A 24,822-nucleotide genomic window follows, 5' to 3' on the forward strand; every position below is an offset into this window, starting at 1 on the left:
AGAAAGAAATTTAATATTTATCTCAATAACAATAGACCTCACAGGTTTTTAAAATCTGTGAGGTCTAATTTTTAATAGATTCTAATTTATTTGATGCTAAAATAAGTTAAAAAAATAGCGGTGTTTTTATATTTACAAAATAATAACCTAAGAAACTATTTCAAAAAAAGCCCTTTAAAACCCATTTTATATTTCAAAATAAACTCAAAAAAGACTGTTTATAATTAATCAATTCTTTTAAAAAAAACTAAAATAAAACTTTTACTATCTTCAGAAAAAGAAGTTTTATCTGAAATAAAAAGATATAAAAAACATCCTGAAAAAAATAAAAAAACAAGTGAAAACAGTTTGTTAAAAAAGAACGGCTAAGAATCTATTTTACAATATTATCAGTATAATTTATTTAAAAATGCAGAATTAATAAAATAAAGAAACAATCTGACGTTTTATTTTATAGCACATTTTAGTTATAAAAGAATAAAACCATGTTTTTAAAAATTTAATATCAGTGTTTTACTAAACTTAAAAGAATTCTTTATGATGTTTTTAAAAAGAGCTATTTAATTGTTTTTTAGTTTTATAGGACGTATTTTATCAATGTAAAAACATAATTTTTTTTAGGCTAAAAATACTGAATAATACGGTGTTTACGATTATTAAAAAACGCTGAATGCTAGTTTTAAAATACTTTTAAAAATGGTATATTTGTAATTCACTTCAACTTAAAAATAAAGATAAAAATGGCAGATATAGCAAAACTACAAATTGGTGATAACACGTATGAATTCCCGTTAATTAAAGGAACAGAAAACGAAACTGCAATTGATATTAAAACATTAAGAGGAGCATCTGAAGGTGTTATAACAATTGATCCAGGATATAAAAATACAGGTTCTTGTTTAAGTGCAATTACATTTTTAGATGGTGAAAAAGGAATTTTAAGATACAGAGGATATTCAATTGAAGAATTAGCGGAAAAAGCAGATTTCTTAGAAGTTGCCTTCTTATTAATTTTTGGAGAATTACCAACAAAAACAGAATTAGAGAAGTTTAAAAAAGATATTTGTGAGCAGTCTATTGTTGATGAAGACATCAGAAAAATTGTAGATGCATTTCCTAGAACTGCACATCCAATGGGTGTTATTTCATCATTAACATCAGCATTAACAGCATTTAATCCAACTTCTGTAAATGTAGATTCAGAAGAAGAAATGTACAATGCAATTGTTAAAATTTTAGGTAAATTTCCAGTATTAGTAGCTTGGACAATGCGTAAAAAACAAGGGCTTCCGTTAGATTACGGTGACTGTAGTTTAGGGTATGTAGAAAACACCTATAAAATGATGTTTAAGCAACCAAATAAAGATTATGTAAAAAATGATGTTATTGTAAGTGCTTTAAATAAATTATTAATCTTACATGCCGATCACGAGCAAAACTGTTCAACATCTACTGTAAGAATTACAGGTTCTTCTCACGCAGGATTATTTGCATCACTTTCAGCAGGAATTTCTGCACTTTGGGGACCATTACACGGTGGAGCAAACCAAGCAGTATTAGAAATGCTAGAAGCAATTAAAGCTGATGGAGGAGATACTAAAAAATACATGGCAAAAGCCAAAGATAAAAACGATCCGTTCCGTTTAATGGGATTCGGACACCGTGTTTATAAAAACTTTGATCCAAGAGCAAAAATTATTAAAGTTGCTGCTGAAGAGGTTTTAAACGATTTAGGAATTGAAGATCCTATTTTAGATATCGCAAAAGGATTGGCTGAAGAAGCGTTAAGTGATCCTTATTTTGTTGATAGAAAATTATATCCAAACGTAGATTTCTATTCAGGAATAATTTACCGTGCAATGGGTGTACCTGTTGAAATGTTTACCGTAATGTTCGCCTTAGGTCGTTTACCAGGATGGATTGCTCAGTGGAGAGAAATGCGTTTAGGAAAAGAACCAATTGGACGTCCTCGTCAAGTATATGTTGGAGAAAACATTAGACCTTTCAAAGAAGTAAGCGAAAGGTAATCAATAAAATTATAATAAAAAGTGTCATTAAAAAACATCATTCAAAAATGACGTATTAATGACACTTTTTTATGTGAAGTAGTAGCATTTAACAATTTAAGATCAAAGAAAATGAATACCATAAAAATTATAAAAAATAGGTCAGATATTGGTGCCGGAACACGTGGTTCTGATATGGGAATTGATGCCATTGAAATAGCGGCAATTAATCAAGATAACGATTTTTTTAATCGCTATGATTTTGAAGATGTAATTACAGAAAATGAATCTGTTTACGATAAAAAAAACAACTCATTTGGTAAGCAAATAAACAGTGTTTTAAACCAATGTAAAAGAGTTAGTAATCATGTAAAAGTAAATTTACAAGAAGGAAATTTCCCAATTGTTTTATCAGGAGATCACTCATCAGCATTAGGTACAATTAGTGGTGTTAAAGCTGCAAACCCAACAAAAAGAGTCGGTGTTATTTGGATTGATGCCCATGGTGATTTACATACGCCATATACATCTCCTTCAGGAAATATTCACGGAATGCCTTTAGGTGCTGTAATTTCTGATGATAATTTAGACTGTCAAATAAATGAAGTAGATAGAGAAACTACTGATTTATGGGACAGAATGAAAAATATCGGAACACCAGGTCAGAAAGCATTGCCTGAAGATATCGTGTTTTTTGGTGTTAGAGATACCGAAGAACCTGAAGAAAAGCAGATGGAAAAATACGGCATCAAAAATTATATGGTTGCCGAGGTTCGTTACAGAGGTTTAGAAGTTTGTGTAAACGAAGCACTAGAAAAATTAGCTGATTGTGATATTCTTTATGTTTCTTTTGATGTAGATGCGATGGATTGTGATATGATTTCTTACGGAACAGGAACTCCTGTTGCAAAAGGTTTTGACGACAAAGAAATCGTTCAAATTATCAACGGGTTATTAGCTAGTAAAAAAGTTGCTTGTGTTGAGTTTGTAGAAGTAAATCCATTATTAGATTTAAAAGGAAATAAAATGGCAGAAACCGCTTTTGATGTACTTCAACAAGTAGCAAAAACCATTGAAAAATTATAAATAAGAAATTTATTTATTAAAAAAAGCATCAAACTTTACTGTTTGGTGCTTTTTGTTTTTTTAACAAAATAAAAGGCTATAATCTTTTTTTTATCAAAAATAATAATACATTTGCCTTGTAAACTTTAGGAGTAGCTATTAAATTAGTTTGAGAAACATCCTTAGAACCTGATTTGGTTAATACCAACGTAGGAAAAAGTTATGTTCGATACTACATCGAAATACTACCATTTTGGTTTACAGTAATATTTTATAAATATGATTACTATACAAGTAAACCAACAAGAACATCAAATTTTAGAAACCCAAACACTGCAAAAGTTCGTTGAAAATTTAAAAATTCAAACCAACGGTATTGCTATTGCTATAAATAGCAGTGTGGTTAAAAAAACGGATTGGGCTTTCAGGTTGCTTCAAGATAATGATGATATTTTAATTATAAAATCAACCCAAGGAGGCTAAGGCTGACGTTGATTTTTGTTTAAAAAAAAGAAAATTACCTATCAAATGAAGAACAAAGACACTGCACCAAAACAAGACGGAATTACAAGACAACCGTTTCCGAATTCACAGAAAATTTATGTAAACGGAACAATTCACCCGCAAATTAAAGTAGCGATGCGTCAAATTTCGTTAAGTGACACGGTAGATTCTATGACCAAAAAGAAAACACCAAACGAGCCGGTAACGGTTTACGATACTTCAGGTCCTTACACCGATCCAAGTAAAGAAATTGACGTACATGCAGGTATTGAAAGAATCCGTGAACCTTGGATTAAAGACCGTGGCGATGTAGAGCAATTAACGCAGTTTTCTTCAAAATATTGCAACGAACGTTTAAACGATATTCGTTTAAATCATATGCGTTTTAAGTTGTTAAAAAAACCTTTACGAGCTAAAAAAGGGCAGAATGTAACACAATTACATTACGCTAAAAAAGGAATTATCACCCCAGAAATGGAATATATCGCTATTCGTGAAAATCAACGAATAGACGAAATGACCGAAATTACAAAACAACACAAAGGAGAACATTTTGGAGCTAATATTCCTGATAAAATTACACCAGAATTTGTACGGTCAGAAGTTGCAAGAGGTCGTGCAATTATTCCATCAAACATAAATCATCCAGAAGCAGAACCTATGATTTTAGGTAGAAACTTCTTAGTAAAAATAAATGCAAATATTGGTAATTCTGCGGTAACATCATCTATTGAAGAAGAAGTAGAAAAAGCCGTTTGGGCTTGTCGTTGGGGAGCTGATAATATTATGGATTTATCTACAGGAGAAAATATTCATGAAACTCGTGAGTGGATTATCCGTAACTCGCCGGTACCTGTAGGAACAGTGCCAATTTATCAAGCATTAGAAAAAGTAAACGGTGTTGCCGAAGATTTAACATGGGAAATTTTCCGTGATACGTTAATCGAGCAAGCCGAGCAAGGAGTAGATTATTTTACCATTCACGCAGGCGTTTTGTTGCGTTATGTGCCAATGACCGCAAAACGTGTTACAGGAATTGTTTCTCGTGGGGGTTCTATTATGGCAAAATGGTGTTTGGCACATCATAAAGAAAGCTTTTTATACACGCATTTCGAAGATATTTGTGAAATATTAAAACAGTACGATGTTGCCTTTTCTTTAGGTGATGGATTGCGCCCAGGTTCAGTAGCCGATGCCAATGACGAAGCACAATTTGCGGAGTTAGAAACTTTAGGAGAGCTTACAAAAATAGCCCGCAGGCATGAAGTTCAGTGTTTTATTGAAGGACCAGGTCATGTACCAATGCACATGATTAAAGAAAATATGGAGAAGCAAATTGAACTTTGCGACGAAGCTCCTTTTTACACTTTAGGGCCTTTAACAACCGATATTGCACCAGGTTACGACCACATTACTTCAGGAATTGGAGCGGCTATGATTGGTTGGTACGGCTGTGCGATGCTGTGTTATGTAACGCCAAAAGAACATTTAGGATTGCCAAATAAAGAAGACGTTCGAGTGGGAGTAATTACCTATAAAATAGCGGCGCATGCTGCCGATTTGGCAAAAGGACATCCAGGTTCTCAGCACAGAGATGACGCTTTGAGTATGGCACGTTTTGAATTTCGTTGGGAAGACCAATTTAATTTAGGATTAGATCCTGAAAGAGCTCGTGAATATCACGATGAAACTTTACCAGCAGCAGGTGCTAAAATTGCACATTTTTGTTCTATGTGTGGACCAAAATTCTGTTCTATGAAAATTTCGCAAGAAGTGCGTGATTTTGCAGCCGTTAATAAAATAACCACAGATAATGAGGTTATTAAAAAAGGTTTTGAAGAGAAATCAAAAGAATTTATCGAAAAAGGATCAGAGGTGTATTTATAAAAATATAGTAAAAAGAAGAAGAAGGGAAAGTAAAAAAAGAAGAAGAATTAGGAGGTTCCTACGCCTTAAAAAAAAGGCGTAGTCGGGCTTTCCGTTCTATCTTTTTTATTTTGAAAAAAAATAAAAAAGGATGCCACTGCAATCCCTAACCCAAAAAAAATATGCTGTAATTATTAGAAACTACTAGGCAAGTAATTTACCGTTCCAAGAATAAATTAGGTTATTTTTGCCCAAAATAAGCATCCACAAAACCAAACGACTATGATTGTCCTTATATCTCCAGAAAAAGATGTAGCAAATGAAATGCAAATACTACATCAATTATTTGAAGCAGGTTTGGAGTGTTATCATTTAAGAAAACCATTTAAAGATTACCAAGAACATATTGTTTACCTAAATCAGATACCTGAAAAATATCACAACAAAATAGTAACACATTATTTTCACGAATTAGTTAATGAATATTCGTTAAAAGGAATTCATTTCCAAGAGCAAAAAAGGCGTGATGCCCTAGAAAACGGCAGTCGTTATTTTATAGGATTAAAAATGCAAGGAAAAACCATGAGCAGTTCTTTTCATGAGCCCGAAGAACTTGCTAATTTCGATATCGAATTTGATTATCATTTGCTAAGCCCTATTTTTTCATCTATCTCAAAAAAAGGATACCAAGGAAGAGGTTTTGATGTCAATAATATTGATAAAACAATTATTGGAATGGGCGGAATAACAAGTGAGACTATATCAAAAACGCTTGCTTTAGGTTTTCAAGGAATTGGTGTTTTAGGAGGTGTTTGGAATTCACAAAATGCTGTGGAAAGTTTTAAAAAGATTCAAAAAGAGTTTGATTCATTACAATAAAGCATTGAATTTGAAAAATCAAAATTACATACTCACTATTGCTGGGCTTGATCCGTCAAGTGGTGCGGGCATTACTTCCGATATTAAAACATTTGAAGCTCATGGTTTACATGGATTATCGGTATGTACAGCGGTTACTGTTCAAAATGATATCGCTTTCAAAAATTGTATTTGGATTGAAAAACAGGTAATATTAAATCAAATTGAAACAGTATTTGAACGTTTTGAAATTGGGCTGGTAAAAATAGGAATTATTCAATCTTGGGAAGTTTTATTAGCGGTTGTTTTGACGTTGAAAAAGTTAAATTCTAGCATAAAAATTGTGTTAGATCCTATTTTGAAAGCAAGTGCAGGATTCGATTTTCATAACACACAAAATTTAAAGGTATTTGAAAAAGTATTGCAAAACTGTTATTTTGTAACACCAAATTACGATGAGATAAAAGCCTTGTTTCCAAGCAAAAATATTGAGGAAACTATTGATTTTATATCCCAAAAAACAAATATCTATTTAAAAGGAGGACATAGAGCAGATAAAAAAGGTTGGGATGAAGTTTATTATCGTAAAATAGTAAAACTAAATATTCCGCCTATAACAACTGTTGTTTCTGAAAAACACGGAAGCGGTTGTGTTTTATCATCCGCTTTAGCGGCTAACTTAGCCTTAAATTTTTCGTTAGAAGATGCTTGTAAAAACACCAAATATTACACAGAACAATTTTTAAATTCAAATAAATCGTTACTAGGAACGCATAATTATAACCTTAATTTATAAAATAAATGATAAGTAAATTACAATATATAACACAAGGAGAAACAGCACAAGACCATTTAGATCATATTCAAACGGCATGTGCTTCGGGGGCAGAATGGGTACAGTTACGATTAAAAGGTTTTGATCCTAAAACGATTTTAGAAACCGCAAAGAAAGCCAGAGAATTAACGGCTCATTATCAAACAAGGTTAATTATAAACGATTACTACAAAGTAGCAAAAGAAGTAAATGCAGATGGTGTTCATTTAGGTAAAAAAGATGACTGCCCGTTAAAAGTACGTGCGTATTTAGGGAAATTTTATAGCATTGGCGGAACTGCAAACACTTTAGAAGAGTGTAAGGTTTTACTAGATAAAAAAGTAGATTATATCGGTTTAGGTCCTTTTCGTTTTACAGAAACTAAAAAGAATTTAAGCCCTGTTTTAGGAGTAGATGGCTATAAAAAAATCATCGAGGAATTAAAAACTCAAACACCAATAATTGCAATTGGAGGCATCACTTTAGATGACGTTGCTCCAATTGTACAAGCAGGTATTTATGGGGTTGCTGCATCAGGAGCTATTACCCGCGATTTTACGAGTATTCCTGTTTTTCATAAAATTTTAAGTTCGCCAAGCACGCAAGAGCAAGTGTATAAAATGGATGATAAATAGTTGTCAAAATTAAAGTGAAAATTAAAGTAAAAATTAAAGTGAAAAATTAAAGTGAAAATGAACAAAACATTAAAAATAGCAGCTAAAGAATTTACATCGCGATTATTCACTGGAACAGGTAAGTTTAGTTCTTCAAAATTAATGAAAGAAGCATTATTAGCCTGTGAAAGTGAATTGATAACGGTGGCTTTAAAAAGAGTAGATGTTCAAAATAAAGAGGATGATATTTTAATTCATTTAAAGCAGCCTCATATAAATTTATTGCCAAATACCTCTGGTGTTAGAACGGCAAAACAAGCTGTTTTTGCGGCTGAATTATCTAGGGAAGCATTGGAAACAAATTGGGTTAAATTAGAAATTCATCCCGACCCGAGGTATTTATTACCCGATGCTATCGAAACCTTAAAAGCTGCTGAAGAATTGGTTAAAAAAGGTTTTGTAGTGATGCCTTATATTCATGCCGATCCTGTTTTATGTAAGCGTTTAGAAGAGGTTGGTACACAATGTGTGATGCCATTAGGAGCACCAATAGGAAGTAATAAAGGCTTAAAAACAGCTGATTTTTTAGAGATAATTATAGAACAATCTAACGTTCCTGTAATTGTGGATGCTGGTATTGGCGCACCATCGCACGCTGCATACGCTATGGAATTAGGCGCCGATGCTGTTTTAGTAAACACGGCAATTGCGGTTTCTCAAAATCCTGTGGCAATGGCAAAAGCGTTCAAAATGGCTGTTGAAGCAGGGAGAATGGCGTACGAAGCAAAATTAGCGCCTATTCAAAAACAAGCAGTAGCAAGTAGCCCGTTAACGAGTTTTTTAAATTAAATCTTTTTAAACTAAATAATGAGTCATTTTAAAGAACTTTTCGATACCTATAATTGGGATGAAAGCCTACAAAGTATCTTCGAGAAAACCGCTGTTGAGGTAGAAAATGCGTTATCTAAAGAAAAATTAGATTTAGAAGATTTTAAAGCATTAATATCGCCTGCGGCACGCCCTTATATTGAGCAAATGGCTCAAAAAAGTAGCTCGCTTACTAAAAAACGCTTCGGAAATACCATACAAATGTATGCGCCGATGTATTTAAGTAATGAGTGTCAGAATATTTGTACCTATTGTGGGTTTAGTATGACCAATAAAATACCTAGACGTACTTTATTAGACGCTGAAATTTTAAAAGAAGTCGCTTTTTTGAAAGATAAAGGCTACGACCATATTTTGTTAGTTACCGGTGAAGCGAATAGAACGGTGGGCGTAGATTATATTAAAAATGCGATTGCGTTAATTCGTTCGCAATTTTCAAATATTACGATCGAAGTTCAACCTTTAGATCAAGCAGAATATGAATCGTTAATTGATGCTGGATTGTATGCGGTGTTGGTGTATCAGGAAACCTACCACAGAGAGGAGTATAAAAAGCATCATCCGAAGGGGAAAAAATCTAATTTTGATTACCGTTTAGATACGCCCGACAGGTTAGGAAAAGCAGGAATTCATAAAATAGGATTGGGTGCTTTATTCGGATTAGAAGATTGGCGTGCCGATAGTTTTTTTACCGCATTGCATTTAAAATATCTGCAAAAAACATATTGGAAAACAAAATATTCTATTTCGTTTCCCAGGTTACGACCGCATTCTGGTGGATTAGAACCAAAAGTTGAAATGACAGATGCCGATTTGGTGCAATTAATGTGTGCTTTTCGTTTGTTAGACCAAGATATTGAGTTATCAATGTCAACAAGAGAAAGTGAAGTTTTTAGAAATAATATCGTAAATTTAGGGACAACTTCTATAAGTGCAGAATCAAAAACAAATCCTGGAGGATATGCGGTAGCACCAGAGTCGTTAGAGCAGTTTGAGATTTCAGATGAAAGAAGTACCGAAGAAGTAGTGAAAATGCTGAAAAGTCAAGGTTTAGAAGTGGTTTGGAAAGACTGGGAGCATTTTGAATCTGTATAATTTATGTGATTTAATTTATAGCTAAAAAAAGAAAATGAGCTTATCAAAAGAAGAAAAAAAACAATATAACCGTCATCTTATTTTAGATAAAATAGGTTCAGTTGGGCAGTTAAAACTTAAAAATTCAAAAGCTTTAGTAATCGGTGCTGGCGGATTAGGCTGTCCTGTATTACAATACTTAACAGCCGCAGGTGTTGGTACAATTGGTATTATTGATGATGATAAAGTTTCGCAAAGTAATTTACAACGTCAAATTTTATATACAATTGATGATATTGGAGTTTCAAAAGCAGAAACTGCCAAAAACCGATTATCAAAGTTAAATCCGTTTGTGAAATTTAATGTTTATAAGGAGAAATTAACACGATTAAATGCTATTTCATTATTTGAACAATATGATGTTATTGTTGATGGGAGTGATAATTTTTCAACCCGTTATTTAAGCAACGATGCTGCTGTAATTACTCAAAAACCATTGGTTTATGGCGCAATTTTTAAGTTTGAAGGACAGGTAAGTGTCTTTAATTATAAAGGCAGTGCGAGTTACAGATGTTTGTATCCAACGCCACCAAAACCTGATGAATCGCCAAATTGTTCTCAAATTGGTGTTCTGGGTGTTTTACCAGGGATTATCGGTAGTTTTCAAGCAAATGAAGCGATTAAAATAATTTGTGAAATTGGCGATGTTTTAGCTAATAAATTATTGATGTATGATACCTTAACAATGCGTCAAATGGTTTTAGATTTTGAAAAAACGCCAGAAGGAGTTATTACAAAATTAGAAGATAATTATGATTTTTTCTGCGGAATTATAGAAGCTGAAAATGAAATAACAATCGAAGAATTACAAGTAGATTTATTAAAATATAATTTATTAGATGTTCGTGAAGACTGGGAAAGAGAACAACATCATATTGGAGGACAGCATATTCGTTTGGTAGAATTACCAGACCGATTAAATGAAATTGATACAACGAAACCTGTAATTGTATATTGTAAATCGGGTATTAGAAGTAAAAGAGCGATTTCTTTTTTAGAAGATTCCTTAAAAGAGGCAATTTTAATAAACCTTAAAAATGGTTTAAATTAAAAAATTAACACGTATTTATTTTTAGAACCTGTTTAAATTTCATTTAGACAGGTTTATAGCATAAAAATAAAAAATCGAATCCGTCATGCTGAAATAAATTCAGCATGACGATAATTTAATTTTTAAACTAGCGGCTCTTATAAAAAGATAAATACGTGTTAAAAACAACAAATAGAGGATTATTTTCTAAAATATTTATATATTTAAAGTCTTAAAAAAAAATTAAGCCTTGAAATTAATCAAACAAAAGAAATTATATTTTTCAGATGAAAAATCAGACAAAGTTTATGAAGTTGACCTATGTGAAAGTCAAGATTTATTTATAGTAAACTTTAGATATGGTAGAAGAGGCGCGAGTTTAAGAGAAGGAACAAAAACTGTTTTTCCTGTATCTTATGAAGAAGCCGAGAAAATCTTCAATAAATTAGTCGGAAGTAAAGAAAAGAAAGGATATTCAGAAGCCAATTTAAACACTCATTTACAAGAAGAAATTACTCATTTCTTTAAATCCTATAAAGACTTAGAAAAGAAAGAAGAAAAAAGTACTACACGAAAAGATACTATTTTAAAGTATTTAAATCAAGCTTTAAAAGGAACTTATACCCGAAATTGGAAAGTATCTAGAATTATAAATAGAGTTGGTGTTTTAAAAATAAGAGAAGCAATACCATTAATAGCTCAATTTATCCATTCATCGGATGAGTTTGAACAGTATAATGCGTTATCTGTTTTAATTGATTTTAATGAATCAGATTATGTTGAAGATGCAATTAAAATCTTCAAAAAAGATACTTTTAATACTATTGGAGCTAGAATATCCGTAGCTTATATTTTAAAGTATGGAAATGCTACAAATGTAAAAATAGTACAAAACGAAGTTGCAAAGCATATTACAAAAACTGAAATAGATTCTTTAGCAACACAGTTTTTAGGAGAAGGAAGTAAAAATCCGATGTTGTTATTTTATACGTATGTTCATTCCTATAATAATGATGTGGAGAGAGCTACTTTATTCGATATAATAGCGAAAATCCCTTTAAAAGTAAACACTTTTAAATCTGTACGTTATATTTATAGAGCGGCTTATGCTATAAATGATATTCAATTTTTTGCCTTAGTATCTAAACGAATTGCTATTAGTAACGCCACTTACAGTTCTGATTATCCAAATATAGATGATGAATATAATTGGGTAGAAGCATCCGTAGAAAAGAAAAAACCAAATCCAAGAATTGCTTTTTCAGGAAAAACAAAAAACTATTTTAATAAAAATACCTATCAGAAAATATATACCTTAAGTACAGAGAATCAACAAGGGTATATTACATGTGCTAAAGAGATATTATGTTCTTTAAATGATCAGATAGATGTAGCTCCTGAAAATACGGTTAGTGAGTGGGTTTATAATCAGGAAACTGGTTATGAATTAGAAAAAAGACAGTATCCGAAATACCATCAATTTTTAGCTTTGATGTATATCTTGTATGGAAATTCAACAAGGTTTAAATGTATCGGTAATAAATGGTTTTATATTGATGAACTTACCGATAATACTATAAGAGAAGATATTCTTCCAACTCTTTGGAATGAAAAATCAGAAGAAGTATTGTACATTCTTGCTAATGCAAAAAGTAGTATTGCTGTTGATTTTTCGTTAAAAATTATAAAAGAGAATCCACATTTTTTAGAAAATTTATCCGAAGAAATAATAGCCAAATTAATACGACATTATCATCCGAAGGTATTAGATTTAATAGCTGAGGTTTTAGAGCAAAAATATGCGATAGCCCAAGCATCAGAAGAAATTCTATTGATTTTAGTATCTTCAAGATATAAAAAAGCTGTTGAATTAGGAATAAAATGGTTAGATAAACATGAAGCTTCGTATTTATCAAGCACTTCTTTACTAACCAAATTACTACTTACTGATGAGGTTTTAGTTATTGATTATTTAAGTAATTTATATAAAAATAATGTAGCATATAATACGTCAGTATCTATAGATGATTTAATAACATTGTTTGATGAGCCTTCTAAATATACTGCTGAATTTTTAATTTCGGTTAATTATTTAATCGGAAATACATTTTTCGGAGAATTATTAAGTGCTACATCTGCTCAATATATAATTAGTTTATCGGCTTCAAAATTTGTAACAAATCAGTTGTTTGCAATCAATTTAGCAAAACACAATACTACATCTGTTTACGAACTTTTTAAAGATACTTATAAAGAATATATTACTTCAGATGAAGCGGTTTTAAGAACTGCAGGTGTTGAACTTTTAACATATTTTCCTGATGAGTTCTTATTAGAAAATAAACAAAATATTATTGGTTTTTGTTTTTCAGAAGATGAAGCAGTTAGAAAAGCAATAGAGCCAACAATTCGTAAATTAATTCATTTAGATGAAGAGTTTAAAGAGTATTTACGTAAAAAATTATTAGCTTCTTTAATAGAAGATGAAACGTATGAAGGTTTACATCAAAATTGTTTTAATATTTTAGTACAATTTTATGGAACTCAAAAAGAGCCTGTATCTGAAGAAGAAATAATAGCGTTAATTTTATCAAAACATGAATTTGCACAGAAGTTAGGAACGCCACTTTTTGAAAGAAGAGTAGATATGAATAACTTAAAAATGCCTGAATTAGTACGTTTAGCACATAGTGATGTATTTTCTGTAAGAACACAATTACATAATTATTTTAAAAATAACGTAGCCAGAGTAAATTACGAATTAGAAGAAGCATTGCCTATTTTTAATACGAATTGGCAAGATGTTATCGATTGGGCTGATACTTATTTTAGAACATCGATTGATGCTAAAAATTGGACAGTCGCATTATTATTATATGTATGCGACCACATAAAAAATCAAGTACAGCATTTAGGTAGAAGCCTAATTACAACTCATTTTTCAGAAGAAAAAGGATTGCCGTTACTTGTTAGTTTACAAGAGCATCCAACGAAAAGTATGCAGTTTTTTGTAACCAATTATTTAGAAGGATATGCTTCGGATAATATAAAAGTTATCTTACAATTAGAAGATTATTTTAAAACAACCTTATTTTATATAAATACTAACAGAGCTACAAAAACAAGAGTGTATTCTTTTTTAGAAAATCAATCGAAAAAATATAAAGAAATCGCTGAGATGACCGTAAGAGTTTTAACAGCTATTTTAGATACAAAAACAGCAATTGATAAAGATAAAATTATAGATATTTTAATCACTATTTCTGAAATACATACAGATGTAGAAGTGCCATTATTAATTAAATAAGCGTAAGAAAAAGAATGAAGTTTAATTTTAAATATAGTGGCAATAGTACTGTTAATAACGGAATTGCATCTACAGGCGTAAGTTTTGCACCAGATGTATTAAGAGAACCTACGTATTTTGTAGGAAGCTTAGACAAGAAAATTCCTTTTAGAGAAGCTATTTCAGCCTTACATCATGTAGTAATTGCCGATTTTAATTTTCAACCTAAAGATAATACAGAATATTTAGCTTGGTTAAAAGGTCAGGAAGAAGTATGGATTGCAGATGCAACAGCAGAATTATCTGGGCTAAAAGAAGATGTTAGAGAAGTTCAAGAAAAATTAAAAAAATTACGTTCAAAAAGAGAAGAAATTACAAAGCCTTTTTATGATGCACAACGAAACTATTTTAATTATTTATATAAACGAGATTATGCTGCTTGGTTTGTTTTAGATCCTGTTATTACAGTGCATCCAGATCAAGTATTTTTTGAATGTTTTAGTCAAGATGAATCTGTTTACGGGAAATTATCTTGTGGTTACGATGTGTTTAAAAACATAAATGAGTTTAAATGTGGAACAACTAACATTGATTATTCTAAGGCGTTATATAATGAGTTTCAAAAAATAAGAACTTATAAAGAAACCGAATTTAAAGTAGATCCGAAGGGTTTTGATGTAAAAACAACAGGAGAAGATACCTACAGAGAAGTAAAAATTGATTTGCCCGATAGTTGGGTTCGTGGATTTTTACAAGTAAGTAGTGCCATGACAAGCGATAAAGTATCTTTTGATTTACATCCTGTGGATATTGCTAATTTTATATCCGTATTAAAAAGACACAAAGAAAAGAAAGGACCAAGGGCGATAAAATATATCTTAAAACCTGGTAAACCTATTATTGCTGTTTTTGAACCTTGGAATATTGAAGTAGCTTGTTTACAATCGATATATGAAGGTGATCAAGAAAAGGAAATAAGAGTTTGGGGAAGAAGAAGAATAACGCTTTTAGAACGATTATTGCCAGTTACTACTAAATTTACAGTTCATTTATTGGGAAGCGGTATGCCTTCTTTTTATATCGCACATTTGGCAAATGATATGTATTTTACATTAGGATTATCTGGTTGGACAGCCAATGATTGGACACAGACAACTAATTTAGATTTGCTTTCGCCAAGAGGACAAGTTCCTGCAACAACCATGCAAACTATTTATTTGGCATTGCGAAAAGATTGGTTAAATACTCCGAGTAATTTGGCTAATGATTTAGGACTAGATAAAACAACGGTAACACAATCGTTACAAACTTTTACACAAGCAGGAAAAGTGGTGTACGATTTAAAGAATAATGTATATCGAATTCGGGAATTAAAGAAAGATGGAATTGATTTAGATAGCTTACGTTTTTCTAATGAAATTGATAAAACAGCCTATGAATTGATGGAGTCAGGAGCTGTTGAAAACTTAAAAACAACTATTGATGGCAATAATATAACGATAAATGCGACAGTAAGTAATAATTATAAGACAAGTGTACTTATTAACAACGACCTTCAAATTGTTGATGCTAAGTGTGTTTGCAGTTATTATCATCAAAATAAAATGACAAAAGGACCTTGTGAACATATTTTAGCCACAAGAATCGCTTTTGATAAAAAAAATTAATATATTTAAACCTTGGTAGTAATAAGATAACAACCTTGCAATTTGATTGGTGTATCGCCAATCTAGCTTACAGACACCCAACGCGTCACTGACTCGAACTTAACTTGTGAAATAGGTACTATAATGCCATTTCCGGTTAAACTTCTTCGAAGTGAAATAGCACTATAGTACCTATTTCACTGGAGTTGTTCAATTCAGTCTTTAGAATTGTACGAAGGGAAAAAATATACATCTTATTGCTACCTCTTTTTTGTTTTATGGATAATTCAGCTACGAGAAAACAAGAGATTTACGACAAAATTAAAGAATCATCAAAACATGAATTTATTCTTTCAGAAATGAAACGATTAGGTTTTTGGGGCGATGACAAAGTAAATTTCGAAAAAGTAAACGCCTTTTTAAAAGAAGAAAATGCCCTATCGGGGGATTTGTCAAAACTTGTAAAAAAGGAAAGATTAATAAAAGATACCGATGCTTTTATCGCCAATAAACACAAAGAGCGAAAGAAGTTATCAAAAGAAAAACAAAAAGAAACTAAGCTTAAAAGAGAGCAAATCCGTAAGGAAAAAGCGGAAAAATGGCAGCAAACTAAAAAAGAAGATATTACTTATTTAGGTGCTGGTTATTCTCATCAGTTAAACGATACTCAAATAGATGAGGTAAGACTGAAAGAAGCTGATTTACCAATTTATCATTCGGTAAAAGATTTAGCTGAGGCGATGAAAATTACGGTAAATGAACTTCGGTTTTTAGCTTTTTCAAGAAAAAACTCACAAATTGAACACTACAAACGTTTTAAAGTTGCTAAAAAATCAGGCGGATATCGTTTAATTTCTGCGCCAATGCCTCGTTTGAAAAGAGCGCAACATTTTATTCTAGAAAATATTTTAAATAAAGTAATCGTTCATGAAAAAGCGCATGGTTGTGTAAAAGAACGGTCGATTATTAGTAACGCAATGCCTCATGTAGATAAAGCTGTTGTTATTAATCAAGATTTGAAAAACTTTTTTCCATCAGTTACTTATAAAAGAATAAAGGGAGTTTTTAAATCATTAGGATATTCAGAACAATTAGCGGTTGTTTTTTCATTGTTATGTTCAGAATCTAAAATTTTAGATATTTCTTTATTAGGAGAAAATTATTTTTCACAAAGAGGAGAACGTTTTTTACCACAAGGTTCGCCTTGTAGCCCTGCGATAACTAATATTTTATGTCGTAAAATGGATTTTCGATTAGATGGTTTGGCGATGAAATATGGTTTTGCCTATTCTCGATATGTTGATGATACTACTTTTTCAGGGAATCAAGCACAATTTAAACATATTACAGCGATATTAAAATATTCTAAAAAAATTATATCCGAAGAAAATTTTAATTTACATCCTGATAAGCTTAAAATAATGAAGCGAAATCAACGACAGGAAGTAACGGGTATTGTGGTGAATGAAAAATTGAATATCAATAAAAAATCATTAAAACGTTTTAGAGCATTGTTATATCAAATTGAAAAAGAAGGTATTGCAGGTAAAACATGGAACGGCGGATTGAATGTTTTAGCAGAAATTGACGGATATGCAAATTATATTTATCAGGTAGATAAAGAAAAAGGTGTTAAATATAAGAGTCAAGTAGGTGATATTCTGAAAGCACATTCTTATAAAGAAAGTCATCAAGAAAAATATGTTAAAAACACTAATGATATTCAAGGAAATGATGTTTCAGAATTAACTTCTAAAGTAGAAAGTAAAGAAGATTTGGGGATTTTAAAAAAAATAAGTTCTTTGTTTAAAAAATAAATATTTCATCAAAAAAAGCGTTTTCTTATTATTTATCTGATAAATTAATAAGAAAACGCCTATTAAAAATTATCTAAATTATGGATTTGTTGACCATAAAGAAGCGCCTTTTAACATTGCTCTTCTTGGTAAAGTTAGACCAGCAACAATTAATTCTGCAAAATCTTCAGGTTGTAACACTTTTTCAACATTTCCGTCGGTAATCCCTAATTCTAACGACATATCGGAAGCAATCGTACTCGGGGTAAGCGTGCAAACACGAATATTATTTTTACGAACTTCTTTCATTAACGATTCCGACATTCCAATAACCGCAAATTTAGAGGCAGAATAGGCTGAGGTTGTCGCATTTCCACTCAAACCAGCCGTTGAAGCAATATTAATAATATCACCTTGATTTTTTTCGATTAAATACGGTAAAACCTCTTTAGTAACATAATACATTCCCATTAAATTGGTTTGTATAATTTGTGACCAATCTGAAACTTTCATCTCGTTAAAAGTTCCAAAGGCTGCAATTCCTGCATTGTTTACTAAAATATCAACGGTTTTAAAGGTGTCAATAATTTCTTTGATTCCTTTTTGAACTTGCTCATAATTACCAACATCAAAAACGGTATAGATAGCATCAATTCCGTATGATTTTAATTCGGCAACGGTTTCTTGCAATCGTTTTTCGTTTCTACCTGTAATGGCAACGTGTATTCCTTTTTGAGCAAAAGCGATTGCGGTTGCCTTTCCTAATCCTCTACTTCCACCAGTAATGATGGCTTTTTTATTTGTTAAATCTTCCATTTTTATAAACTGTTTGTATAAGTAAAGGTATTGTTTTTTGGAGCTATTTCCCGCTTTCCGCACTCGCTCTTTTTTGAAAAAAATCAAAAAAGGAGCTCAAACAAATGCTTCAATCGGGGCTAGGCATTTTTACGAAGTTTCAGGTTTTTCTATTTTCTATTTTTTCTTTTTAACATTAATAAATAATATTGTGGCAAGGATAATAATAATACCAACACCTTGTAAAAAACCAATCTGTTCATTTAGTATTAAAAAAGCACTTAAAACCGAAATAGGTATTTCTAAAGCGGCAATAATACTTGTTAATCCGTTACCAATTACGGGCACACCTTTGCTAAATAAAATAGGAGGTAATACGGTACCAAACAAGCCTAAAACCATTCCCCATTTTAGTATTTCTACGGAATTTACTTCTTCAATAATTTGAAAATTCCAAAAAATAAGGATTGCTAAAAAACCGCCATATACTAAATATTTACTTCTAGTTAAACTTGGTAATTCTAACGAAATTTTATTAGAAGCATACATAGAAGCGGTATAAAATATGGCTGCCGAAAAGCCGTATAAAAACCCCATAAAATTTAAATTAAAATCACTTTCAAAAACTTTTGAGGCTAATAAAGTACCTAGTAATACCATTATTGAACCTATTATTTTTGCTTTTGAAACAAGTTTTCTATCGATAAAAAATTCTAAAAGGATGCCCATCCAAACTGTTTGCATTAACAGAATAATTCCTACAGAAACAGGAACATATTGTATTGATAAATAATAAAAACTACTGGTAAGCCCTAAAGAAGTTCCAAAAAAAATCAATTTTAACCTCGGGTACTTTGCTGTTGATATGGCTGTTTGGTTTGCTGTATTTGTTGCTGAAATAGTTTTTTTTGATTTCGTATTAATAACAAAAGTAGCGATACTTAAAACAAGTACCCCAAAAAGATATTGCAAAAAAGTAAGCCCCGCTGTACCAAAATTATTATGATTGGCTAATTTAATAATAGTTGCTAAAATACCATAACTAGCTGCTCCTATAGAAACGAATATCATTCCTTTTATTTTGTTCATTTTTTAAATTTTAGATGTAATTTGAAGTAATAAATTTTTATAAAACGTGTTTTTCAGTAGGCTTAAAAAAGAAAATTGAAGAAAATTATGGCTTTATTAAAAAAGTAAAAACGCATCAAATTGATGCGTTTTTTTTAGGTAAAAAAATAGATGTTATTATTTTTCAGCTACTTTATCGACAGTTAAACGATTTTCACGATTGGCAATTTCCCAAGCTGTATAAAAAACCAAACGCGTTCTGTTTTCTAATAGTTCGTAGTTAATTTTATCGGCAGTATCGGTTGGTTTGTGGTAGTCTTCATGGGTTCCGTTAAAGTAAAAAATAACAGGAATATTATGCTTTGCAAAATTATAATGATCTGAACGATAGTAAAAACGATTTGGGTCATTTTCATCATTATACGTATAATCTAAGGCAATATTGGTATATTTTTTATTCATCGCCTCAGAGATGTTGTGCAACTCTGTACTCAATTTATCGGCACCAATTAAATAAAGGTAATTAGGTGTTTCTTTGTGTGCTTTGTCAACACGCCCAATCATATCAATATTTAAATCGGTAACGGTATTTTTTAAAGGAAAAATAGGATTTTCGCTATAATATTTTGATCCTAATAAACCTTTTTCTTCGCCTGTTACATGTAAAAATAAAACAGAACGTTTAGGTCCTTTACCAGCATCTGCTGCTTTTTTAAAGGCTTCTGCAATTTCTAATATTGCTACTGTACCCGAACCGTCATCATCAGCACCGTTGTAAATTTGTCCGTCTTTAATACCTTCGTGGTCTAAATGTGCCGAAATAATAATAATTTCATCAGGCTTTTCAGAACCTTTAATAAAGGCAAGCACGTTTTCAGAATCTTTTAATACCAAGTCATACCTGTTTTTGCTTAAAAAAGCACTAGGCACTTCTTGAAAATAATTGCTACCACCTAAAGGTGATTTAATTTGTTGGGTTATATAAAAATCTTTTAAATATTTTACCGCTTTCTTTTGCCCAGGTTCTCCGGTATTTCGTCCTTCAAATTCATCCGAAGCATAGATAAATAAATGCTTTGCTAAATCTTTTGCAGTAATTGTTTTTGCAAATTTATCAGCATAATCTATGGTTTTATCAATTTCGATACTTGCTGTTTCTTTTGTGCTTCCACAGGCTGTAAACACAATTGCACTTGCTATGTAAAGTAATTTTTTCATCAATAAATAAAGGGTTTTTTATGGGTTTGTGTTCAGTAACAATAATTATTACCAAAGGTCAAATTTAATTATTCTTTATAATGAATTGTTTTAATGTTTTGTTAAAACTGATAAGTTCTTTAGGAAATAGCGAATCAAAAGCATTTTTTTTGATTAATTCTTGCGAATTTCCGCAATAAATTTGTGTATCGGCAAGTAAAATAAATTCATCGGCAAGTTGAATGGCAATATTTACTTGATGGGTAGAAATAATAATAGTTTTACCTGTTTGTTTGACTAATTTTTTTAACAACGAAAACACCTTAAAGGTGTGATGAATGTCTAAATGTGCGGTGGGTTCATCTAAAATAATAAGGTCGGTATCTTGGGCTAAGGCACGTGCAATAAGAACGCGTTGTAATTGCCCGTCGCTTAATTGGTAAAAGGGTTTGTTTTTTAAATGCGCAATATCAGTTTGATCAATTGCCCAATTAATTTTGTCAATATCGCTATGTGTTAAGCTGTCAATCCAATTGGTATAGGGCTGCCTTCCTAAGGCAATTAGTTCAAAAACAGTTAGTTGGCTTTCAGGCAAACGCTCGGTTAAAACCAAACTTAAAGTGGTTGCTAATTCTTGAAATGAATAGTCTAAAATGTTTTTCTGATTAATTTTAACGCTGCCTTTTAATGGTTTTTGAATATTAGAAAGCGTACGCAATAAAGTTGATTTTCCTGCACCATTTTTACCTAAAAGCGCTACAAATTTTCCCTGTTCTATTGTTAAATCAATGGCTGAAAGAACAATATTTTGTTCCTTTTTTGATTGATAACCGATGGCTAAATTTTCAGTAGTAAGCACCGTTTTTTTTTTAGAATTTATCAAAATTATACATGTATTTTTTTCTTACGAATTAATAACCAAATTACCACAGGTGCGCCAAATAGCGAGGTAATGGAATTAATAGGCAAGGTAAATTGGCTTGTTGGTAATTGTGCAATTGCATCGCAAATTAATAAAATAATGGCACCGATAAGAGCTGCTGCGGGTAGTAATATTTTATGGTTCGATGTGTTAAAAATTATCTTAGCAATATGAGGAATTGCAATGCCAATAAAGGCGATAGGTCCTGAAAAAGCCGTGATTACACCTGTTAATAGGCTGGTAATTAGTAAGATAATGGTTCTGCTTTTTTTAATGTTAATCCCTAGGCTTTTAGCGTAATTTTCACCTAATAAAAAGCTGTTTAAAGGTTTTATAATACTAAAACTCGCTATAATTCCGATGCTGTAAATACTAGCAAAAACAGCCAATTCTTGCCATGATAAATTCCCTAAACTTCCAAAACTCCAAAATAAATATTGTTGAATTTGTGCTGCTTCACTAAAATAAGATAATACGCTAATTACCGCAGAAGTTAAGGAGCCAAACATTAATCCGATAACTAAAATAGCCATGGTATTTCGCACTTTATTAGCCGCTATAATTACGGCAGATAAAACCAAAAAAGCACCTAAACTAGCGCCGATAGCCAGCGTCCAATTAGAAGTTGTTATTGAAAACAGCGCAGCACCAAATACCCCTGAGCCTAAAATAAGCAAGGCAACACCCAAACTTGCGCCCGATGAAATTCCTAAAACAAAAGGACCAGCTAACGGATTTCTGAATAAAGTTTGCATTAATAACCCACAAATTGACAAGCCTGAACCTACCATAACAGCTGTGATTGCTTTTGGTAATCGGAAATTTACAATAATGGTTTGCCAACTTTCTTTCGTTGCAGTTCCGCCTGTTAATGCGTTAAAAATATCTTTAAAAGGAATGGAAACCGAGCCTAAACTAATATTTATAAAAAAAACGACAACTAATAAAATCGCTAAGGTGACAAAATGTTTGCTGTATTTTTTTGAAGTATTCAATAGTGAATAAAAGTTTAATTTAAGCGTTTGATTTTAAAAATTCCACTAATTTTTGAATAGCTAATCCGCGGTGACTAATGGCATTTTTTTCTTCGGATGTCATTTGTGCAAACGATTTGTTAACGTTTTGAGGCTTAAAAATAGGATCGTATCCAAAGCCTTTTTCGCCTTGTTTTTCGGTTAAAATATCGCCTTTACAAATTCCGTCAAATAAAAATTGCTGTCCGTTTAAATTTAAACAAATAGCCGTTCTAAATTGTGCTTTTCTATTTTCAGTTTTATTTAATTCCGTCAATATTTTTTGCATATTATTTTCTGAATTAGAAGGTTCACCCGCATAACGTGCCGAATAAACGCCAGGTTGTCCGTTTAAGCTTTCAACCTCTAAACCGGTATCGTCAGCAAAACAATTTAATTTGAAATTATCGGTAATATGGTCTGCTTTTATCTTAGCATTTCCTTCTAAAGTCGCTGCTGTTTCTTCAATATCATCAAAACAATTAATATCTTTTAAAGAAAGTAACTCAATGCTTTTTGGAAGCATTTTTTGTACTTCCGCGAGTTTATTTAAGTTGTTGGTAGCGAAAACAAGTTTCATATAAGTTAAAATTTTAAGTACACAAATGTATTGTTTTTTAAGCAAAAATAACGAAATACAACCCTTGTTATATTTCGTTATTTTTAATAAAAAAGTATAATAAAATTATCCTTTTAATTTATTTAATTCTACTTGTTTGGCTGTTATTTCAGCTTGTATTTTATTTAAACGCTCTTCAATTCTAATAATAATCGCTTTTTTACGAGCAATGCTTTCTTGTGATGTTGTAGGGTCTAACTGTGCTTTGTTTAATTTGGCTTTCATTTTGTCTAAGCCCTCTTTAGCACTAATTAAAATTTCTTGATTAATGCTAATATCATCTTCATAATCGCTAATTAAAGTACCTTTTTCTTTAACAATAGATTTTTCTTCCGCTTTAATTTCGTTGCTTAATTGCTTTAATTTTTCAGCTTGTAAATGCAAAGCTTCTTGCTCTTTTAAATACGCAATTTCTTTAGCTTTACGATCTTCTTCTAATTTTACACGAGCTTTTTCTAACTCTTGTTTTCGCAATGCTAATTTAGAAAGTGTATTGTTGGTGTTTTCAAGTGGCTTTGGCTCTTGAGCTTTTTGAGTCTGTTTAGCGAATTCAACTTGTGCTGATTTGTTATTCTTTTTGGTTTTGTTATTTTTTTGAGCTGCTTCTTTCCCTTTCTTTTTAGCTAATTTTGTTTCAAGAGTTACTAATTCTTGTTTTTGATGCTCAATTTGAGTATTCAATTTTGTTAATTTATTTTCTATATTATTAACAATATTTTCTTTTCTGCGGATGTTTTCTTTAGTAGCTTTTTTACTTTTTTTGAAGTTTTCTAAATTGCTATTTACACGCTTTAAGGCTTTAATACCACTCATTAAAACAGCTTCATTCGCACTAATTTTATTTTTTTGAATCTTTACGTTGTTTTTTAAAATTTTAATGTCACTTTGAGCACTTGTTTGTTGTATTCCGATAATAAAAGTGAAAAAGATAGTAGTTAAAATAATTTTGATTGTATTCATAACGATAGTTATTGTTTTTTTCTTGTTTTTTTTGGGGGATGACAAAATTACGGCTTTTGACGCCTGAAAATAGCTTAAAAAGTGTTAAAAAAAATATAATTTAAAACAGTAAAATTCTAATAAAAAGGAACTTATATATTATTCATGATGATACGGCTCATTGCGTAAAATAGTAAATCCTCGATAAATTTGTTCTACAATAAACAAACGAATCATTTGGTGTGAAAAGGTCATTTTTGATAGCGATATTTTTCCTGTCGATTTTTTGTAAATAGCATCAGAAAAACCATAAGGACCGCCAATAACCAACACCAATTGTTTGATGCCCGAATTCATCTTTTTCTGTAAATATTGCGAAAATCCAATAGAAGTAAAGTCTTTTCCTTTATCGTCTAACAACACCAATTGATCGGTTGCTTGTAATTTGGCTAAAATTAATTCACCTTCTTTTTCCTTCTGTTGCGATTCGCTTAGGTTTTTTACATTTTTGATATCGGCAATAATTTCCAATTCAAATTTTACGTAGTGTTTTAACCTGTTTTGATAATTATCAATGAGTTGCATTAAATTTTTATCATCAGTTTTACCAATAGCGATTAGTTTTATTTTCATAAGTTGTAAAAGGGTATAAAGGGCTGTTAATTTGAATTAATTTTATCTGCAAATTTATTTATTTTAACTCATAAAATTCATCAGAAAGAATAATTTAATTCCGTAGGATAAAATCAATCCGTATTTTTA

21 protein-coding genes and 1 riboswitch are annotated in these 24,822 nt (G+C 31.2%); of the genes, 13 read left to right on the plus strand and 8 right to left on the minus strand.

Annotated elements, in window-relative coordinates; genetic code table 11:
- Positions 1–740: 740 nt before the first annotated feature.
- From AQ1689_RS11335 to AQ1689_RS11395, 13 genes are all read left to right on the plus strand, one after another.
- Positions 741–2,027, plus strand: a complete 1,287-nt coding sequence (locus AQ1689_RS11335; protein WP_101914391.1) for a citrate synthase — start codon at positions 741–743, stop codon at positions 2,025–2,027.
- Between the two features lie 111 nt (positions 2,028–2,138).
- Positions 2,139–3,092 carry an arginase gene (locus tag AQ1689_RS11340; protein ID WP_101914390.1) on the plus strand — a complete coding sequence of 318 codons (954 nt, stop codon included), beginning with the start codon at positions 2,139–2,141 and terminating at the stop codon, positions 3,090–3,092.
- A gap of 117 nt (positions 3,093–3,209) precedes the next feature.
- Positions 3,210–3,304, plus strand: a riboswitch (TPP riboswitch).
- A gap of 46 nt (positions 3,305–3,350) precedes the next feature.
- A complete protein-coding gene (gene thiS, locus AQ1689_RS11345; protein WP_058884684.1) occupies positions 3,351–3,554 on the plus strand; it encodes a sulfur carrier protein ThiS in 204 nt (67 codons plus the stop codon).
- A 45-nt stretch (positions 3,555–3,599) separates the two neighbouring features.
- Positions 3,600–5,462: a phosphomethylpyrimidine synthase ThiC gene (gene thiC / locus AQ1689_RS11350; protein ID WP_101914389.1), complete on the plus strand. Its 1,863-nt coding sequence runs from the start codon at positions 3,600–3,602 to the stop codon at positions 5,460–5,462.
- Positions 5,463–5,723: 261 nt separating this feature from the next.
- A complete protein-coding gene (locus AQ1689_RS11355; RefSeq protein WP_101956150.1) occupies positions 5,724–6,320 on the plus strand; it encodes a thiamine phosphate synthase in 597 nt (198 codons plus the stop codon).
- A 10-nt stretch (positions 6,321–6,330) separates the two neighbouring features.
- Positions 6,331–7,095, plus strand: a complete 765-nt coding sequence (locus AQ1689_RS11360) for a hydroxymethylpyrimidine/phosphomethylpyrimidine kinase (protein ID WP_101956262.1) — start codon at positions 6,331–6,333, stop codon at positions 7,093–7,095.
- A gap of 5 nt (positions 7,096–7,100) precedes the next feature.
- Complete coding sequence (gene thiE, locus AQ1689_RS11365; protein ID WP_058884687.1) at positions 7,101–7,748, plus strand: thiamine phosphate synthase; 648 nt, start codon at positions 7,101–7,103, stop codon at positions 7,746–7,748.
- Positions 7,749–7,805: 57 nt separating this feature from the next.
- Positions 7,806–8,576, plus strand: a complete 771-nt coding sequence (locus tag AQ1689_RS11370; protein ID WP_101956151.1) for a thiazole synthase — start codon at positions 7,806–7,808, stop codon at positions 8,574–8,576.
- Positions 8,577–8,594: 18 nt separating this feature from the next.
- On the plus strand, positions 8,595–9,710 hold the full coding sequence (thiH, locus tag AQ1689_RS11375) for a 2-iminoacetate synthase ThiH (protein WP_101956152.1): 1,116 nt from the start codon (positions 8,595–8,597) through the stop codon (positions 9,708–9,710).
- Positions 9,711–9,744: 34 nt separating this feature from the next.
- Positions 9,745–10,800: a HesA/MoeB/ThiF family protein gene (gene moeB, locus AQ1689_RS11380; RefSeq protein ID WP_101956153.1), complete on the plus strand. Its 1,056-nt coding sequence runs from the start codon at positions 9,745–9,747 to the stop codon at positions 10,798–10,800.
- 229 nt (positions 10,801–11,029) lie between these two features.
- A complete protein-coding gene (locus tag AQ1689_RS11385) occupies positions 11,030–14,086 on the plus strand; it encodes a WGR domain-containing protein (RefSeq protein ID WP_101956154.1) in 3,057 nt (1,018 codons plus the stop codon).
- 14 nt (positions 14,087–14,100) lie between these two features.
- Entirely contained in the window at positions 14,101–15,732 is a 1,632-nt protein-coding gene (locus tag AQ1689_RS11390) for an SWIM zinc finger family protein (RefSeq protein ID WP_101956155.1), read from the plus strand.
- A 257-nt stretch (positions 15,733–15,989) separates the two neighbouring features.
- Positions 15,990–17,528, plus strand: a complete 1,539-nt coding sequence (locus tag AQ1689_RS11395) for a reverse transcriptase family protein (protein WP_101956156.1) — start codon at positions 15,990–15,992, stop codon at positions 17,526–17,528.
- 78 nt (positions 17,529–17,606) lie between these two features.
- Here the strand turns inward: AQ1689_RS11395 and AQ1689_RS11400 are convergent, their stop codons facing one another.
- The 8 genes from AQ1689_RS11400 to rlmH form a co-directional block, all read right to left on the minus strand.
- Positions 17,607–18,323, minus strand: coding sequence for a 3-ketoacyl-ACP reductase (locus tag AQ1689_RS11400; RefSeq protein WP_101914382.1), 717 nt, complete (start codon positions 18,321–18,323; stop codon positions 17,607–17,609).
- 156 nt (positions 18,324–18,479) lie between these two features.
- Positions 18,480–19,391: an EamA family transporter gene (locus AQ1689_RS11405; protein WP_101956157.1), complete on the minus strand. Its 912-nt coding sequence runs from the start codon at positions 19,389–19,391 to the stop codon at positions 18,480–18,482.
- A gap of 156 nt (positions 19,392–19,547) precedes the next feature.
- Positions 19,548–20,588, minus strand: a complete 1,041-nt coding sequence (locus AQ1689_RS11410) for a M28 family metallopeptidase (protein ID WP_180947586.1) — start codon at positions 20,586–20,588, stop codon at positions 19,548–19,550.
- A gap of 64 nt (positions 20,589–20,652) precedes the next feature.
- Entirely contained in the window at positions 20,653–21,450 is a 798-nt protein-coding gene (locus AQ1689_RS11415) for an ABC transporter ATP-binding protein (protein ID WP_101956158.1), read from the minus strand.
- A 2-nt stretch (positions 21,451–21,452) separates the two neighbouring features.
- Positions 21,453–22,484 (minus strand): FecCD family ABC transporter permease, encoded by a 1,032-nt coding sequence (locus AQ1689_RS11420; RefSeq protein WP_101956159.1) that lies wholly within the window; start codon positions 22,482–22,484, stop codon positions 21,453–21,455.
- Between the two features lie 19 nt (positions 22,485–22,503).
- A complete protein-coding gene (locus tag AQ1689_RS11425) occupies positions 22,504–23,082 on the minus strand; it encodes a non-canonical purine NTP diphosphatase (protein ID WP_101956160.1) in 579 nt (192 codons plus the stop codon).
- Between the two features lie 105 nt (positions 23,083–23,187).
- Positions 23,188–24,081 carry a coiled-coil domain-containing protein gene (locus AQ1689_RS11430; protein ID WP_145993770.1) on the minus strand — a complete coding sequence of 298 codons (894 nt, stop codon included), beginning with the start codon at positions 24,079–24,081 and terminating at the stop codon, positions 23,188–23,190.
- A 138-nt stretch (positions 24,082–24,219) separates the two neighbouring features.
- On the minus strand, positions 24,220–24,693 hold the full coding sequence (gene rlmH, locus AQ1689_RS11435; protein ID WP_058884700.1) for a 23S rRNA (pseudouridine(1915)-N(3))-methyltransferase RlmH: 474 nt from the start codon (positions 24,691–24,693) through the stop codon (positions 24,220–24,222).
- Between the last annotated feature and the right edge of the window lie 129 nt (positions 24,694–24,822).

Origin of the sequence: Tenacibaculum finnmarkense (assembly GCF_900239185.1) — a bacterium.
GTDB lineage: Bacteria > Bacteroidota > Bacteroidia > Flavobacteriales > Flavobacteriaceae > Polaribacter > Polaribacter finnmarkensis.